The following is an 18,621-nucleotide window of genomic DNA, read 5'->3' on the forward strand; positions in this document are numbered from 1 at the left end:
ATCAGCGGATTCCGTTCCCAGCCAATCGTTTCGATCGAAGGAAAGAGGATCTCCAGTGCCCCTAGCCGGACCGGACGCCTCACGGCTCGCTCTGTCGCGCGCACAGTCGGGCGTATGGTTCGCCCAGCAACTGAACCCCGACAACCCGCTGTTCAACACCTCGGAATGCATCGAACTGCGAGGCGCGGTCGACGAGGAAGCGCTGGTCACAGCGGTTTCCAAGGCGGCATCCGAGGCTGAGGTGCTGGTCGCGGGGTTCGAGACCCTCGCCGACGGTACAGTCGTCCGGATTCCCGGTGCGCGCACACTCGATCTCGCCCCGACCGTCGACTTCACCTCCGCGGCGGACCCCTGGCAGGCGGCCCACGAGTGGATGGCGCGCGACCTCGAGCGGCCCGTCGACCTGTCGGTGGATCCGTGCGTCCGGGCCGCGGTCCTGCGACTCGCCGACGATCACGTCCTGCTCTACCTGCGTGCCCATCACATCGTCCTCGACGCCTTCGGGTTCTCGCTGTTCAACCGGCGCATCGCCGAGCGCTACAGCGCCGCGGTCGCCGGTACGGAAGTTGCTGCCGCACGGTTCGATTCGGTCGAATCGGTGATACGGGAAGAATCGGACTATCGCGACTCGGCCGACTTCGACGCAGACCGTGACTTCTGGAACGCGTACCTCGACGGCGTGGACGAAGCGGTCGCCCTGCGGCCCGGCCCGGGTGGCATCGCGCGGCGCTCCCGTGGCACGCGCTTCACCCTCGACGCCGACCGGCAGCGCGGTCTGGTGGCTCTCGGCAAGGAGGTCGGCGCGAGTTGGGGTGACGCGGTCACCGCGCTCGTCGCCGCCTACCTGCGCGGAGTTACCGGCCGCGAGGACCTCACGCTCGGTTTCCCCGTCATGAACCGGCTCGGCAGCGCCGCACTGCGGGTGCCGATCACCGCGGTCAATGTCGTTCCGCTGCGCCTGAATCCGACCGCATCGGCCACGCTCGTCGAGCTCGTCGCGCAGGTGCGCGACGGAGTGGCGCTGTGCCGCAACCACTATCGTTACCGCACCGAGGACATACAGCGCGACCTGCGACTACCGACCGGATCCCGCGGCGTCATCGGCCCGTCGGTCAACGTCAAACCGTTCGGCGACTCGCTCCGGTTCGGCGACATGCGTGCGGCCGTGCACTCGGTCGCCCGAGGACCCCTGCAGGACTTCATGGTCACCGTGCGGCCCCTCGACGGCAGTGCCGGACTCGAAGTGTTCGTCGACGTCGACGCCGACGTCTACAGCGAGGCGGATCTGACGATCCACACCGAGCGGCTGGAGGTGCTGTTCGGTTCGGTGGCCGAGCGGGATCTGCACACCCCGCTCGCGCAGGTGTCCGTCCTGACCGCCGACGAGCGACGGACGATCCTCGACGACTGGAGCCGCAGCCCGGACATCCCGTTCGACCCCGGCCTGACCCTCGTCGACCTGCTGCGGGAGAGGATCGAGGCGGCCCCCGACGCACCGGCAGCGGCGGACGCCCATGTGACGCTCACCTACGCACAGTTCGGCGCGCGGGTGCACCGCCTGGCCCGCCACCTCGTCTCGAGCTTCGATCTCGACCGGCCGCACGCGCGGGTGGCCCTCGCGCTGCCCCGCACCGTCGACGCGCTGATCGCGATCCACGCCGTCCTCGAGACCGGCGCCGCCTACGTCCCGCTCGACGTCGATCAGCCTCTCGAACGCCTCGCCCACATCCTCGGCTCCACCGACCCCGTCTGCATCCTCACCACCCGCACGACCGACGACCGGGTCGCCGAGGTGACGGGGGTGCCGAAGCGCGTCGTGCTCGAGGATCTCGACCTCGACGCCGTGTCCGACGCTCCGCTCGACGACTCGGAGCGCGGCCCGCTGACACCCGACTCGATCGCCTACGTGATCCATACGTCCGGCTCCACCGGCAGACCGAAGGGCGTCGTCGTACCCCACCGTGGGCTGGTCAACCTGTTCCACAGCCACCGCGCCCAGGTGTTCACCCGTGCCGCCCGCGAGGCCGGCCGCGAATCCGTCCGCCTCGGACTGGCCTGGTCGCTCGCATTCGACGCGTCGTGGCAGCCGTTGCTGTGGATGCTCGCCGGGCACACCGTCGACATCGTCGACGAGGCGACTCAGCGCGACCCGGCGGCACTCGCACGCCGCGCCCTCGACGAGGGATGGGATTTCGTCGAGTTCTCACCGGGCCGGCTCGAGCAGTTCGTCGACGACGGCCTGTTCCCGGACGGCACCGTGCCCACCCTCGGTTTCGGCGGCGACGCCGTCTCCGAGCGGTTGTGGAGCCGCCTGCGCGAACGCCGGGGTGCGGCCTTCAACTTCTACGGCCCCACCGAGTGCAGCGTAGACGTCCTCGTCGCGGAGGTCGCCGATGCCGAGACACCGGTCGTCGGCCGTCCCGTCGCCAACCTGCGCGTCCACGTCCTCGACGCGGGACTCGCACCCGTGCCCGCCGGAACCGAAGGTGAGCTGTACGTGGCCGGGCCGGGTGTGGTCCGGGGATATCTCGACGCGCCTGCACTCACCGCGAGCAGATTCGTCGCGAATCCGTACTCGGAGGACTCCTCGGGTCCGTACGCCCGCCTGTACCGCACCGGCGACCTCGTGCAGTGGACCGAGGACGGCCGCATCGTCTACCGCGGCCGGGTCGACAACCAGGTCAAGGTCCGCGGATTCCGCATCGAACTCGGTGAGGTCGACGCCGCCCTGCTGCGCATCCCCGGCGTGTCCCGTGCGGCGACGGTGGTGCGCACCGATCCCTCCGGTGCTGCGCAGCTCGTCGGCTATCTCGTGGGGCAGGACGTGCCCGAACCGGTCGAGGCGCGCCGCCTCGTCGCCGAGTTCCTGCCCGGGTACATGGTTCCCGCCGCGCTCGTCGTCCTCGACGAGCTGCCGTTGACCTCCAACGGCAAGCTCGACCGCACGGCGCTGCCCGAACCGGACTTCTCCTCGATGGTCTCGTCCCGCACCGCGGAGACCGAGACCGAACGGACGCTGTGCCGGATCTACGCCGACATCCTGGGTCTCGACACGGTGGGCGCGGACGACGACTTCTTCGCGCTCGGCGGCCACTCGCTCAGCGCCGCGACACTGCTCGCCCGCATCCGTGACGAGCTCGGTGTGGAGTTGCCGATCCGGACGGTCTTCGATCATCCGCAGGTCGTCGCGCTCGCCGCGCACTGTGGAGACCACCCGACCGCCGCTCCGGCCGGACCGGCGCTCGTCCCGCGCGGTGAGAACGATCCGGCGGCCCTGTCCCTTGCACCACTGTCGTATGCGCAGCAGCGGCTGTGGTTCATGTACCGCATGGAAGGGCCCAGTCCGACCTACAACGTCCCCATCACGGTGGACCTGCACGGACCGGTCGACCCGGATGCACTGCGGCAGGCGGTCTCCGACGTGCTCGCGCGCCACGAGAGTCTGCGCACCGTTCTCGTCGAACGCGACGGCGTGGGGATGCAGCAGGTGCGCGGAGTGGAAGAGGTTGCCGAGATCGCAGTTCCCTTCGCGGTCGAGGCCGTCGACCGCGACGCGCTCACCGGGCGCCTGCATTCCGAGGCCCGGCACGCGTTCGATCTCGAACGCGAGATCCCGTTGCGGATCCGGTTGTTCACGATGGCGCCCGACGAGCACGTGATGCTTGTGCTCGCCCACCACATCGCGAGCGACGAATTGTCCACGCCGCTGCTGCTGCGCGATCTCGGCACCTTCTACTCCGCACACGTACGTGGCGACTCCCGCGAGCCTGCACCGTTGCCCGTGCAGTACGCCGACTACGCGATCTGGCAACGGGAACTCCTCGGCGACCAGGACGACGAGGACTCGCTCGCCGCACGGCAACTCGCGTTCTGGCGCGAGGAGCTCGACGGTCTCCCGGCCGAACTCGACCTCCCCGTCGACCGCCCGCGTCCGGCCGTGGCCTCCTACGCGGGTGGCGGTGTCGAGCACCGGATCCCCGCCGATCGTGCGGCGGGGATCCGGGAGGCCGCGCGCACGACCGGCACCACGATGTTCATGATGGTGCACGCGGCGGTGGCGGTCGCACTGTCGCACAGCGGCGCGGGCGAGGACATCCCGCTCGGATCGCCCACCGCGGGACGGCCCGCACCCGAACTCGAGGACCTCGTCGGCTTCTTCGTCAACATGGTGGTGCTGCGCACCGACCTCTCGGGCGACCCCACGGTGCGGGAGCTGCTCGCCCGGATCAAGGACACCGACGTCGCGGCGTACTCGCACCAGGACGTCCCGTTCGACCGCGTCGTGGAGACCCTCAACCCCGAGCGCAGCGCGGCCCGGCACCCCCTGTTCCAGGTGATGGTGCAGTACCAGAGCCCGCCGGCGATCACGGGATTCGACGGCCTGACGCCTACACCCTCGTTCGTCGCGAACGACACCGCGATGTTCGACCTCACCTTCGGCGTCATCGAGGAATCCGACGGTGGTTTGTGCGTGCGCGTCGAGTACGCCCGCGACCTGTTCGACGAGTCGTCCGCCGAGGCCTTCGCCGCGCGGGTCGAGCGGGCGTTCGCCGCGGTATGTGCCGATCCGGACGCGAGGCTCTCGCAGCTCGATCTGCTCACCGGCTCCGAGCGCGAGGTGCTGCGTGCCGGTGATGCCACCGCGCTCCCGGACCCGTCCGGCCCGCACCGTGGCAGCGCCGACGGCTCGGCGACCCGCAGCCTGCCCGCACTGTTCGCCCGCACCGTGGAGCGCTACGGCGACGAGACCGCGCTGGTCACCCCGTCGAGTCGCCTGACCTTCCGCGATCTCGACGCGTGGTCCGACCGGATCGCCCGTCACCTCGTCGCCGACGGGATCGGCCCCGACAACGTCGTGGGACTGAGTCTTCCGCGGGAATCCGTGCTGGTCGCAGCGATCCTCGGCGTGTGGAAGTCGGGAGCGGCCTATCTGGTGCTCGACCCGGAACAGCCGGCGGAGCGGAACGAGTACATGCTCCGCGACGCCGGTGTGGGTGTCGTGCTCGATGCCGACGCGGTCGATTCGATCACCGATCACCGCCCGGATGTGCACCGCCCGGACGTGCACCTGCCGGTCGTGCACCCGGACACCACCGCCTATCTCGTCTACACCTCCGGATCCACCGGCACCCCGAAGGGTGTGGTGGTACCGCACCGCGGTGTCGTGAACCTGTGGGAGACGGTGCGCACCCGTACCGTCGGCGATCCCGCGACGCGCCGACGCACCGTGCTGCTGAGCTACACCTTCGCGTTCGACTCGTCCGTCGAGCCTCTCCTCGCGATGCTGGGCGGCCACACCGTGCACGTGCTCGCCGAGGACCTCATGGCCGATGCCGAGGGGATCGTCCGGTACGTCCGGAGGCACCGCATCGACGCACTCGATTGCGGTCCGGTGCTCGCCGGTCGCCTGCTCACCGAGGGGCTCCTCGACCCCGCCGCGCCGCACCGTCCCGAGTCCATGGTGCTCGGCGGCGAGGCGGTACCGGGTGAGCTGTGGTCGCAGCTCGCTGCGGAAACCGATGTGCGCGTGAGCAACATGTACGGTCCGACGGAATGCACCGTCGACGCGACCGGCGTCGTACTCACCCCGGGCAGCACCCCGAACATCGGAACGCCGATCCACGGCGGCCGGGTGTACGTCCTCGACGCGCACCTGCGGCAGGTGCCCCCGGGCGTGCCCGGCGAACTGTACGTCGGCGGCCCGCACGTCACCCGCGGCTATCTCGGCCGGAGCGCGCAGACCGCGGGACGGTTCGTGGCCGACCCCTTCGGCACCGGCGGCGAGCGCCTGTACCGCACCGGCGATCTGGTGCGCTGGAGGATCTCCGGCACCGACGGCCCGGTGCTCGACTACCTCGGCCGCACCGACGACCAGGTGAAGATCCGCGGCTTCCGCATCGAACTCGGTGAGATCGAGACCGTGCTCGGCGGCCATCCCGCGGTGAGTGCCGCGGCGGTCGTGGTCCGCGAGGACGAACCGGGTCGAAAGCGGCTCGTCGCCTACGCGGCCGGAACGACGGACCCCGACACCCTCCGGATGTACGTCGCCGACCGGCTGCCCGACCACATGGTCCCCGCCGTCACGGTCGTGCTCGACGAGCTCCCGGTCACCCGCAACGGAAAGATCGACCGCAGAGCACTTCCCGAGCCGGTCTTCACGCCGGCCACCGAGAGTCGCCTGCCGGCGGACGAACTCGAACAACGCCTGTGCGAGCTGACGGCGTCGGTGCTCGGACTCGATGCCGTGGGCCCCGACGACGACTTCTTCGCTCTCGGTGGCGATTCGATCGTGTCCATCCAGCTGGTGTCCGCGGCGCGCGCCGCCGGGATCCGGTTCACCGCGCGGCACGTCTTCGAACACCGCAGCCCGGCGGGACTCGCCCGCGTCGCGGAGATCGAGGACGGGCCCGGGACGGTCGACGTCGAGGCGGCACTCGGGGACGTCCCGGCGACTCCGATCGTCCACGACATGCTCGACCGTGGTGGACCGTACGCCCGCTACGCGCAGTCGCGGCTGCTCCTCGCGCCCGCAGGGCTGACGCTCGACCGGCTGACCGACGGCGTCCAGGCCCTGCTCGACACGCACGACGCGTTGCGGGCCGTCTTCGATCCGCAGGCACGGGTGCTCGACGTCCGCCCGGTCGGTTCCGTCGACGCCGCCGATGTCGTGACCCGCGTGGACGTCTCGGACTCGGTCGACCTGCAGGAGGCGATCGTCGCCGCGACCGGGATCGCCTATGCCGAACTCGATCCCGCCGCCGGCGCGCTCGTGCGCGTGATCTTCTTCGACGCCGGTCCCGACGCGCCGGGACGGGTGTTCGTCGCGGTGCACCACCTCGTCGTCGACGGTGTGTCGTGGCGCATCCTGGTGCCCGATCTCGCCGGTGCGGTCGACGGTGTCGCCCCGGTGCGCGCAGGCACGTCGCTGCGCCGCTGGGCGCGGGGACTGCTCGACGGAGTGCCGGCGCGCAGATCCGAATTGTCGTTGTGGCGGCGCATCCTCGCCCCGGCGGGACGCGTGCGTCTGGCGTCCGGTGATCCGGATCCCACGCGGCACACCATGGCAGAAACCGCGAGGGTGCAGGTCGAGGTTCCCTCCGAGCTCACCGACGCGCTGCTCACGACCGTTCCCGAGCGGTTCCACGCCGGTGTCGAGGACGTCCTGCTCACGGCATTGGCGTTGGCCTCCGCGCGGGTGTGCGGCGAAGGGGCGGTCGCGGTCGATCTCGAAGGGCACGGCCGTGAGGAACAGGCCGTTCCGGGGGCGGATCTGTCGCGCACGGTGGGGTGGTTCACCACGCTCTATCCGGTGCGCCTGGACGTCGCGGGACTCGATGTCGCCGACGCGTATGCCGGCGGAGCGAGCGCGGGTGACGCTCTGAAACGCGTGAAGGAACAGCTGCGGGAGATCCCCGACAGTGGAATCGGATTCGGGATGCTGCGGCATCTCGACCCAGTGGGCGGCCCGGAACTCGCGAGCGTCGGCGCTGTGGACATCGGATTCAACTATCTCGGCCGGTTCACGCTGGGCGAGACCGAAGGGCAGGCGTGGGCCGGTGCTCCGGAGGGTTCGGCGCTCGGTGGGGCCACCGAAGCCGACATGCCCGTGGCGCACGCCGTCGAGATCGGTGTGCTCACCGACGATTCCGGTGCCGAGCCGGTGCTGCGCGGGATGTTCGGGTACAGCCCCGATCTCGTTCCTGCGGAGAGAGTGTCGGCGTTGGCCGACGAGTGGATCGCGGCGCTGCGTGCGCTCGCCGGGCACGCGTCGGACGAGGACGCGGGCGGGTTCACACCGTCCGACCTCACGCTCGACGACCTCGACCAGTCGGAGATCGACGATTTCGCGCTCGAATTCGGCTGAGGACGGAGCGCTTGGCGAGGCGGTCTCTTTCGGTTAGCCTAACCAACCATGACCGGGGCAACGCGCCCCGGCGGGAGACTCTGGGAGAACAACGATGCGCGTTCTGGAACGCAAGCGCGCGCGGGGCGCCGCGGCGCTCGGCGCGGCAGCCCTGCTGGCCGTCGGACTTGTGGGATGTTCGAGCGACGGCGACAGCAGCAGCGCGGAGAGCGGCACCGACTCCGCCGCGACGCGCACCTTCGAAGCGCAGAACGGCAGCATCGAGATCCCGGCCGACCCCCAGCGGATCGTGTCCTGCGGCTACGCAACCCTCCCGCTCATCCAGGCCGGCGCGAACCTCGCCGCCGTATGCGAGTGGAGCCGCGAGCTCGACAACATGGACGAGGAGACCCTGGCCGCCTACGAGGCGCTGCCGAAGGTCGCTCCCGACGGCGCCGTCTCGGAGCTCAACTACGAGGCAGTCACCGCCGCAGATCCCGACCTCATCATCATGGGCGTCCCGGCCCGCGTGCAGGAGCAGGTCGACGTGGCCAAGCTCGAGGCGCTCGCCCCGGTGGTCTTCGTCGGGCTCACGGTTCCGGGCGAGTGGCGCGAACTCGGTGAGCAGTACGCCGATGCCGCGAACGTCAGCGACTCCTACGGGGAGTTCAAGGAGGAGTACGAGGCTCGCGCTGCCGAGATCGCCGACAAGTACGCCGACTCGCTCGGGGGCCTGAAGTTCGCCGGCGTCTGCGGTGTGTGCGGTACCGAGCCCGGTGAGTTCTCCCGCGAATACGCCTCGTCGTACACCACCAACCTGTTCGACGATCTCGGGTTCGACTTCTTCGGTGAGCCGACCGATCCCGAGGGAGTTCACGCCGAGTACCTGTCGGTCGAGCAGTTGCCCGAGAACCTCGGCGAGGCCGACGTGATCGTCTACGGTGTCGAGGCCGACGGTTCGTTGCCGCCCGAGCTGGAGGAACTGTTCGCCTCCCCGCTGTGGCAGGATCTTCCCGCCGTGAAGGCCGGCAACCTCGTCGCCGTCAAGCACTCCAGTGCAGCGACCTACGAAACCGCTCTGCTGGCACTCGATTCCATCGATGCCGAGTTGGCGAAACTTCCGGCCAACCAGAACCAGGAGTAGTCGCTGTTGCGGGCCCGCCCCGCACCACCGACCGAACGGCCCCCGACGTCCCGGCGCGGGGGCCGTTCGTCGTCCGTGCCCGAAATGACCGTCCATACCGAAAGCGACAGATGACCCGTTCCACTGCGCTCGAAGACATCGTTCCGCTCTCGCCGCTGCAACAGGGCCTGCTCTACCTGAGTACCGTTGCGGCGCCGACCGGCTCGACATCCGACGACACGGCTGCGGCCGATCCCGACGCCTACACGGTGCAATCGGTGGTGCGACTCTCGGGGGCCGTCGACGAGGAGCGGATGGCGGCCTCCGCGCAGGCGCTGCTCGACCGTCATCCGGCGCTGCGCACGTGCTTCCGTCCCCGTAAGGACGGCCGTACGGCGGGTCTCGTCGTGTCGGGCGTGGAGAATCCCTGGCGCAGCGAGGATCTGTCCGGTCTCGAACGCGCCGAGGCGGAACGCCGGCTCGAGCAGATCGTCGAGGACGACCTGTACGACTGGTTCGACCTGACGCAACCGCCGCTCGTTCGCTGGACCTTCGTGCGGTTCGGCGCCGACGAGGTGCGCCTGCTGCTCACCGCCCACCACATCGTCGTCGACGGCTGGTCGTCCCCGATCATCGTGCGCGAGCTGCTCGAAATCTACGCCGCCGGGGGATCGGCGTCGGGCCTGCCGTCCGTGCGCCCCTACCGCGACTACCTCGCGTGGCTCGGGCGCCAGGACCGCGAGGCCGCCCGGTCGCTGTGGCAGGAGGCGCTCGACGGTGTGAGCGAGCCGTCGCTCGTGGCACCGCCGGGAGCGACCCGCTCGTCGGAACGCTGCGGCGAACTCGAGGTTCCGGTCCCCGACGGGCTCGGCGCGAAGCTCGCGGAGCTCACCCGCGCGAGCGGCGTCACGCTCAACACGGTGCTGCAGACCGCGTGGGCGATGCTCCTGTCCGGTCTGCTCGGCCGCGACGACATCGTCTTCGGCGCGACGGTCTCGGGCCGCCCTCCGGAACTCGTCGGCGTGGAATCGATGATCGGGCTGTTCATCAACACCGTTCCGGTGCGGGTGCGGCTCGATCCCGCCGCGACCGTCACCGAACTGTTGCGACGCGTACAGCTCGAGCAGTCGCGCACCGTCGATCACCAGTACCTGGGCCTGTCCGAGGTGCAGCGCGCCGTCGGGATCGGTGAACTGTTCGACACCCTCACTGTCTTCGAGAGTTATCCCGTCGACCGCGACGCCCTCGAGCGAGCGCAACGCGCCGGGGGAGTGACGATCACCGGCGTCGACGGACGCGACGCCACCAACTATCCGCTGGTCCTCACGGCCGGCATGTCCGACCGGCTCGTCGTCAAGATCGACCACCGCCCGTCGCTGATCGACGCGGACGAGGCCGCCGCCCTGGGCGCCCGCCTCGTCGCGATCCTCGAGGCCCTGTGTGCCCGGCCCGATGCGCCTGTCGCCGACCTCGACGTTCTGCCGCCCGCGGAACGGGAACGCGTGCTGGGCACCTGGTCCACCGCACCCGCGGCACCGTCGAGCGGCACCGTCGCCGACCTGCTCGCGCACCGGTTCACCACCGGCACCGACCGCCCCGCAGTGGTGTGCGGTGAGCAGGAATCGTCGTTCGGTGAACTCGGCGCGGCTTCGGCACGACTGGCGAGGTTGCTCGTCGACCGCGGGGTGCGACCCGACGACCGGGTCGGTCTCGCGCTTCCCCGGACCGGCGCCATGGTCGACGCGATCGTTGCCGTCCTCACCTCCGGAAGCGCCTACCTGCCGCTCGACCCGTCCTATCCCGCCGACCGGCTGAAGCACATGATCACCGACGCCGCACCGCGACTGGTGATCACCACCGAAGCCGTGCGCGCGGGTCTCGGCGACGTGCTCGACGGGGCCGACGTGCTGGTCCTCGACGACCCGGACGTCGAGTCCGCATTGTCGGAACTGCCGTCCGCTCCGCTCACGGATGCGGACCGGCGCGCTCCGCTCCGCCCCGGTCATCTGGCCTACGTCGTCTACACCTCCGGCTCCACGGGTCTGCCGAAGGGCGTGGCCGTCACGCACGCCAATCTCGCCGACCTGCACGCCGCACAGGCCGCCGGGCCCATGCAAGCCGCCGGTCGTGCGCCGCGCGACGGGCAGTGGCACGTCCTGCTCACCTACCCGTTCGCCTTCGACTCGGCGGTCGCCGCGCTCACCTGGCTCTTCGAAGGCCATGTGCTGCACGTGCTTCCCGACGAGTACCGTGCCGACGTCGACCACATTGTCGACTACGTGCGCACCCACGGCATCGACTACGTCGACACCGTGCCCGTGCTCATGAACCGCCTGCTCGACGCCGGTCTCCTCGAACCGGGTGGGCACGTTCCCGCGATCGTCACCGTGGGCGGCGAAGCGGTGAGCACCGCGCTGTGGCAGCGACTCGCCGCGAGCGACGTGGTGGCGACGAACTGCTACGGACCCACCGAATGCACCGTCGACGCGACTTCCGCGCACATCGCGGGGGACACCGTGACGATCGGCGGTCCCACTCCCGGGACGAGCGTGCGGGTCCTGGACCACTGGCTGCGTCCCGTGCCCATCGGAGTGGCCGGTGAACTGTACGTCTCCGGAAACGGTGTCACCCGAGGCTATCTCGGCCGGCACGACCTGACCGCGGCGCGCTTCGTCGCCGACCCCCACGGGCCCGCGGGTGCCCGCATGTACCGCACCGGCGACGTCGTGCGCTGGACGGACGACGGCACACTCGAATACGTCGGCCGCGACGACGACCAGGTCAAGATCCGAGGATTCCGAGTGGAACCCGGCGAGATCGAGACCGCACTCACCGCGCATCCGGCCGTGCGGAACGCCGTGGTGGTCGCACACACCGACCACCGGGGGACCACCCGCCTCGTCGGGTACATCGTCGGCGACGGACCCGACACCGCTGAGGTGCGGGCCGCGCTCGCCGACCGGTTGCCCGACTACATGGTCCCGGCGGTGCTCGTCGCTCTTCCCGTCCTTCCGATCACGGCCAACGGCAAAATCGACCGGAAGGCGTTGCCCGAACCGGACTTCTCGTCCCTGGCGGGTGCCGGCGAACCGCGCACCGAGACAGAGCGGACGCTGTGCGCCACCGTCGCCGACGTCCTCGGCCTCGACCGCGTGGGTGTCCACGACGACTTCTTCACCCTCGGGGGCGATTCGATCGTCTCCATCCAACTCGTGTCGCGTCTACGCGCGGCCGGCCTGCGCGTGACCGCCCGTCAGGTCTTCGAACTGCGCACCGCAGCCGCACTCGCCACAGCGTGCGAGGCACCCGCCGAGGAACCCCGGCGAGGCCGGACGGCGGCGACCGGCCCGGTGCCCGTCACGCCGATCGTGCACGAATCCCTCGCGTCCGGATCGTTCGACTCGCTGCGCCGATTCACCCAGTCCCGGACGCTCGTCGCCCCCGTCGGCCTGCGGGAGATGGATCTGGTCACGGGTGTGCGGTCGCTGCTCGCGGCCCACCCCATGCTGCGCTCGCGGTTCACCGTCGGCGACTCGGAACCGTCGGGGCGTACTCGTCGCGGTGCGACATGGATCGTGCCCGAGGACATCCCGGAGGCCGCGACGCTCGTCCGGCGAGTGGATCACTCGACCACGGAACAAATTTCGTGGAACGACCTCATCGCCGAAGCGTCGGCGGAGGCTGTCGACGCACTCGACCCCGAAGCCGGGGTGATGCTCCGCGTGGTTTTCCTCGACCCGGGACCGCAGCAGGCCGGACGGATCGTCGTCGTCGCGCACCACCTCGTCGTCGACGGCGTGTCGTGGCGGATCCTGGTGCCCGACCTCGCCGGTGCCGTCTCCGCGGCCACCCGCGGGGAGACGCCAGCGCCGGAGGACACCGGGACGTCCTTCCGGGAGTGGGCGGAATCGCTCGTCGAAGCGGCCTCGTCCGAGCGGATCACCGGATCGTGGCCGCTCTGGGAATCCGCCCTCGCCGCCGAGAGTTCGCCCGCGGTGGGAAGCCGCGCCCTGGACCCGCAGCGCGACATCGTGTCGACCTCGGCGTCCGTCGAGATCGACGTACCGGTCGACGTCACCGAACGCATCCTCACCACGGTGCCGTCCGCCCTCGGTATCGGCACCGGCGATGTGCTGCTCGCGGCCCTCGCACTCGCCGTCACCGACGTCTGCGGCGGATCCGCCCTGCGAGTGCATCTCGAGGGTCACGGACGCGAGGAACAGATCGTGCCTGGTGCCGACCTGTCGCGTACCGTCGGATGGTTCACCTCCCTGTACCCCGTGACGGTCGAACTCGGCGGAGACCGTGCACTCGACGGCGGTGCTCCGCTCCGGGCCGTCGCCCACGCGACCGAATCGCTGAAACGCATTCCCGACAACGGAATTTCCTTCGGTCTCCTGCGTTTCCTCGGCGACGACCGCGACCGCTTCGATGGCTACCGGACCCCGGAGGTGATGTTCAACTACCTCGGCCGGATGACCCTCGGCGATACCGCCGACTCCGCGTGGTCGGCCGCACCCGAGGCGGCCGCGCTCGGTGGTTCCGTCGATCCGGCCATGCCCCTCGACCACGTCCTCGACGTCAACGCGATCACGGAGGACGGACCGGACGGACCCGCTCTCTCGGCGGTGTTCACCTACGCCACCGGTGCTCTCGACGCCGATCGGGCCCGCCGGATCGGGCAGCGCTGGCTCGCGGCACTGCACCTTCTCACCGACACGGTCTCCGGCGGTGCCGTGGGCGTCCCCGTGCCGTCGGTGCTCACGGCGTCCGGGTTGTCCGTCGACGAGGTGCTCGCACTGCACGCCGAGAATCCGGACGGCATCGAGGACGTCGTGCCGCTGACACCCCTGCAGCGCGGCATGTACTTCCTGGCCGGACTGGACGAGCCGTCGGGATCGGGCAGTGTCGCCGAGGGTGTCGATGTCTACACGATGCAGACCGACCTCGCCCTCGACGGCCGCGTCGACGCCGGCACGATGCAGCGCTCGGTGCGTGCACTCGTCGACCGGCACGCCGTTCTGCGCACCGGCTATCGACTCGGCGCAGCGGGCGAACCGATCGGTGTCGTCCGTCGTACCGCCGAACCGCACTGGGAGGTCGTCGATCTCGGGACCGTCGAGCCCGGCGAACTCGACACGCGGGTGGCGGAACTGCTCGCCGCCGACCGCACCCGCAGATTCGATCTCGCGGCCGCACCCCTGGTGCGCTTCACGCTGGTGGTCGCGGGACCGACGCGTGCGCGACTGCTGTTCACGATGCACCACCTCGTCTCCGACGGTTGGTCCACCCCGCTGCTCGTGCAGGAACTCCTGCAGATCTACGCCGCCGGGGGTTCCGCCGCCGGACTCGCGCCGGTCGTGCCGTTCTCCGACTACCTCGACTGGCTCGGCGAACAGGACGTCGCGGCCGGTGTCGAAGTGTGGCGCGAGTTGCTCGACGGCGTGGGCGAACCCACCCTCGTCACACCGTCCGGTACGGCGCTGCGACCGCAGTTTCCCGCCGAACTGGCGGTCGCCGTGCCCGACGGGCTGTCGCGGCGGCTCGTCGAAGCGAGCCGCGCACAGGGCGTCACGGTCAACGGACTCGTGCAGACCGCCTGGGGCCTTCTCGTCGGGGCGCTCACCGGCAGAAACGATGTCGTCTTCGGTGCGATCGTCGCCGGGCGCGTCCCCGACGTGCCGGGCGTGGAATCGATGATCGGCCTGTTCATCAACACCGTCCCGGTACGCGTCCGCACGCAGGCGGGGGAGTCGATCACCGATCTCGTCACTCGCACGCACGGCACCCAGAACCGCGTGATGGACCACCAGTACGTCGGTCTCGCCGACATCCAACGTGCCGTCGGGATCGGAGAACTGTTCGATACCCTCCTCGTCTTCGAGAACTACCCCGTCGACCGCGAGGCCCTCGACGCGGCGCAACGGGACGGCGGCGTGCGGGTCGGGTCGGTCGGGGGTTCGGACGCCACGAACTTCCCGCTCGTGCTGGTCGTGGGACTGGAGGACGAACTGCACCTCGGCCTCGAGTACCGGACCGATCTGTTCACCGAGGACGACGCCACCGCACTGGGGGAGCGCCTCGTCCGCATCCTCGACCAGCTCGTCGCCGAGAACCCCGGCACCGTGGCGCAACTCGATGTGCTCACGACCGCCGAGCGGGCCGGTCTGCGCAGCGACCGGTCGACGACCCCCGCGGCCCCGTCGAGCGGAGCGGCGACCGTCGCCGATCTCCTGGCGCGGCAGATCGCCCGCACCCCGCACGCACCTGCGGTGGTCGCCGACGGCACGACACTGTCGTTCGCGGAACTGGGCGGGCGCTCCGCGCGACTCGCGCGGCTCCTCGTCGACGCCGGAGTCGGACCGGAGACGGTCGTGGGACTCGCGCTGCCGCGGTCCGAGCACATGGTCGTCGCGATCGCGGCGGCGATCTCGTCGGGTGGCGTGTACGTGCCGATGGACCCGTCCTATCCGCAGGATCGACTGGCGCACATGGTTTCCGACTCTCGACCACAGGTAATCGTCACGGTCGCCTCGGTTCTCGACGGTATCGTCCCCATCGCAGGCGACACGAGGATCGTGGTGCTCGACGACCCCGACCTGCAACTCGGCGAATTCTCCACCGCCCCACTGACGGATGCCGACCGCCGCGGTGCGCTGCGCCCGCACAACGGCGTGTACGTCATCTACACCTCCGGTTCGACCGGACTGCCGAAGGGTGTCGCGGTCACGCACGCGAACCTGCTCAACCTGTTCGAGAGCCACCGCGCGGATCTCTACGTCCCGACCGTAGCGGCGTCCGGACGCGATTCCGTCGGCGTCGGGCACGCGTGGTCGTTCGGTTTCGACGCCTCCTGGCAGCCGACCCTGTGGCTGCTCGACGGACACACGGTGCACGTCTTCGACGAGGACACCATGCGTGATCCCGAACGGATGGTCGCATACACGCTCGAGCACGAACTCGACTTCCTCGAGGTCACCCCGTCCTTCCTCGACCGCATGCTCGCTGCCGGACTGTACGAGAGCGGACACCGCCCCGCCTCCGTCGGATTCGGTGGCGAGGCAGTCAATCCGGCGTCGTGGCAGCGACTGCGGGAGCTGACCGACGGGCGCGCCTTCAACCTCTACGGACCGACCGAATGCACCGTGGACTCGCTCATCGGGGCCGTCACCGACGCCGACACACCGTGCCTCGGCCGGGCCGTGCACGGCGCCGGCGCGTACGTCCTCGACGCGATGCTCCGGCCCGTCCCGATGGGTGTGGTCGGCGAACTGTACGTCTCCGGTGCCGGTGTCGCCCGCGGATATCTCGGCCGAGCCGACCTCACGACGGTGCGGTTCGTGCCGAATCCTTTCGCCGACGACGGCACCCGTATGTACCGCACCGGCGACCTCGTCCGGCGGGTGCGTGGTGCCGACGGCCGACCCGTGCTCGAATTCCTCGGCCGCGGCGACGATCAGGTCAAGATCCGCGGCTTCCGGGTCGAACTCGGTGAGGTGGAGGCCGCGCTGACCGCGGTGCGCGGGGTGCGGGACGCGGTCGTGGACGCGCACACCGACAGTCGTGGAGTGACGCGTCTGGTCGGCTACGTGACCCCGGACGGTGCCGTCGATCCGGCGGTCGTCCGTGCCGCCGTTGCCGAGCGTCTGCCCGACTACATGGTGCCCGCCGTGGTGCTCGTACTCGACGCCTTCCCCGTCACTGCCAACGGCAAGGTCGACCGGAAGGCGTTGCCCGAGCCGGACTTCTCGTCGCTGGTCGGGGCGCGTGCACCGCGTACCGACACCGAGCGGGTCCTGGCGGGACTCGTCGCGGACGTGCTCGGACTCGAACGGGTGGGGATCGACGACGATTTCTTCTCCCTCGGTGGCGACTCGATCGTCTCGATCCAGCTCGTGTCGAAGGTCCGGGCGGCAGGGCTGTGGATCACCACGCGTCAGGTGATCGAACTGCGCACCGTCGAGGCACTCGCGGCCGCGATCGACAGTGGCGGCGGACAGACCCGTCCGGCAGCCGTCGGCGACGTGGCAGGCGAGGTGACCGTCACGCCGATCGTGTGGGACACCCTCGAGCAGTGGACGGGGTTGTCCCGGTTCTCGCAGGCGCGACTGCTCGTCGCGCCGGTCGGGCTCACGCTCGACACCCTGCGTACCGCGGTCGAGGCACTCGTGGCCGCCCATCCGATGCTGCGCTCGACCTTCCGTGTCGACGACGAAGGCCGACCGTCGTGGACGGTCCCCGAGACCGTTCCCGACCTCACCGCAGCCGTGCGGCGCGTCGACGCCACGGGCCGGGACTGGGACGAGTTGTTCGACGAGGAGCGTGAGAACGCGTACGCCGCACTCGATCCCGAGAACGGGACGATGGTGCAGATCGTGTGGTTCGACTTCGGGCCGCAGCAGGCCGGACGCGTCCTGATCGTCGTGAACCACCTCGTGGTGGACGGCGTGTCGTGGCGGATCCTCGTCCCCGACCTCGCCGACGCCGTCGAACAGGCCGAACGCGGGGAGACGGTGACCCTGTCGTCGAGCGGCACACCCTTCCGGGTGTGGGCGGACGAACTCGCGAAAGCGGCACGCTCGGAGCGGATCACCGCGTCGTGGTCGGCCTGGCAGCGTGCCGTCGACGCCGACGAACCGATGCTCGGTTCGCGCCCGCTCGACCCGGCACGCGACACCGTCCTCTCGACCCGGTCGACCCGCGTGCAGCTGCCCGTCGACGTCACCGAGCGGGTCCTGGCCGCGAACGTCGTCGACGACATCCTGCTCTCGGCCCTCGCCGTCGCGGTGGCGTCGGTCCGGGGTGGCGATCAGGTCCGCATCGACCTCGAGGGACACGGCCGGGAGGAGCAGGTGGTCCCCGGTGCCGACCTGTCGCGCACGGTCGGCTGGTTCACGTCGATGTATCCGGTGACGGTGGATCTGGCGGAGGTCGACGTGGCGTCCGCGTCCCGGGACACCGACGCCGCGGGCGCGGTGCTGCGTGCGGTGGCCCGCGCGTCGCGGGAACGACCCGACAACGGCATCGGCTTCGGCCTGCTGCGTCGACTGAACCCGGACTTCGGCGACCGCTTCGCCCGGTACGTGCCGCCGGCCGTCGTCTTCAACTACCTCGGTCGGCTCACGCTCGGCGAGGCGTCGGGCAGCCCGTGGTCGGGTGCACCGGGCGCCGCTGCGATCGGGGGTTCGGTGGATCCGGACATGCCGCTCGACCACGTCCTGCAGGTGGACGCGATCACCGAGGACACCCCGGACGGCGCGGTTCTGGAATGCGAGTTCGCCGCCGCAGCGGACGTGATCGACGCGGACACGCTCGCCGAGATCGCGCGGATCTGGCAGGAGACGGTGCAGGTCGTCGTCGCCGCCAAAGAACTCACCGGCACCGCTTACCAGGGCACAGCGCCTGCACACATCGAAACAAGGAGAACACCATGCTCGATCGCACTACCGTCCTCGCCGACACCGCCCGGATCCTGGACATCGACGTCGACGAACTCGACCCCTCGGTGAGCCTCGTCGACCAGGGACTCGACTCCGTCCGGCTGATGGCCCTCGTGGAACAGTGGCGTAGCGCCGGCGTCGAGGTCGACTTCGTGGACCTCGCCTCCGCCCCCGACCTCGAGCAGTGGATCGCGCTGCTCACCCGCGGATGAGCG

At 70.2% G+C, this 18,621-nt stretch carries 4 protein-coding genes; all 4 read left to right on the plus strand.

All coding sequences use genetic code 11. The annotated features are described in order from the left end of the window. The first annotated feature begins 55 nt into the window (after window positions 1-55). The 4 genes from K3M35_RS13230 to K3M35_RS13245 all read left to right on the plus strand — a co-directional run bounded on the left by K3M35_RS13230 (window position 56) and on the right by K3M35_RS13245 (window position 18,618). Window positions 56-7,864, plus strand: coding sequence for a non-ribosomal peptide synthetase (locus K3M35_RS13230; RefSeq protein WP_220666527.1), 7,809 nt, complete (start codon window positions 56-58; stop codon window positions 7,862-7,864). A gap of 94 nt (window positions 7,865-7,958) precedes the next feature. Continuing rightward, on the plus strand, window positions 7,959-8,987 hold the full coding sequence (locus K3M35_RS13235) for an ABC transporter substrate-binding protein (protein WP_039585887.1): 1,029 nt from the start codon (window positions 7,959-7,961) through the stop codon (window positions 8,985-8,987). A 110-nt stretch (window positions 8,988-9,097) separates the two neighbouring features. Continuing rightward, window positions 9,098-18,475, plus strand: coding sequence for a non-ribosomal peptide synthetase (locus K3M35_RS13240; protein ID WP_220666528.1), 9,378 nt, complete (start codon window positions 9,098-9,100; stop codon window positions 18,473-18,475). Then, window positions 18,397-18,618: a phosphopantetheine-binding protein gene (locus tag K3M35_RS13245; RefSeq protein WP_006551840.1), complete on the plus strand. Its 222-nt coding sequence runs from the start codon at window positions 18,397-18,399 to the stop codon at window positions 18,616-18,618. Before K3M35_RS13240 ends, K3M35_RS13245 begins: the two co-directional genes overlap by 79 nt. Window positions 18,619-18,621: the final 3 nt, after the last annotated feature.

This window comes from Rhodococcus sp. DMU2021 (genome assembly GCF_019641445.1).
Classification (GTDB): Bacteria; Actinomycetota; Actinomycetes; order Mycobacteriales; family Mycobacteriaceae; genus Rhodococcus; species Rhodococcus pyridinivorans.

Bases quoted from the DNA above. Each gene is read 5' to 3' on its own strand.
- K3M35_RS13235 (WP_039585887.1), top strand. From the start codon at position 7,959: ATGCGCGTTCTGGAACGCAAGCGCGCGCGGGGCGCCGCGGCGCTCGGC.
- K3M35_RS13245 (WP_006551840.1), top strand. From the start codon at position 18,397: ATGCTCGATCGCACTACCGTCCTCGCCGACACCGCCCGGATCCTGGAC.
- K3M35_RS13240 (WP_220666528.1), top strand. From the start codon at position 9,098: ATGACCCGTTCCACTGCGCTCGAAGACATCGTTCCGCTCTCGCCGCTG.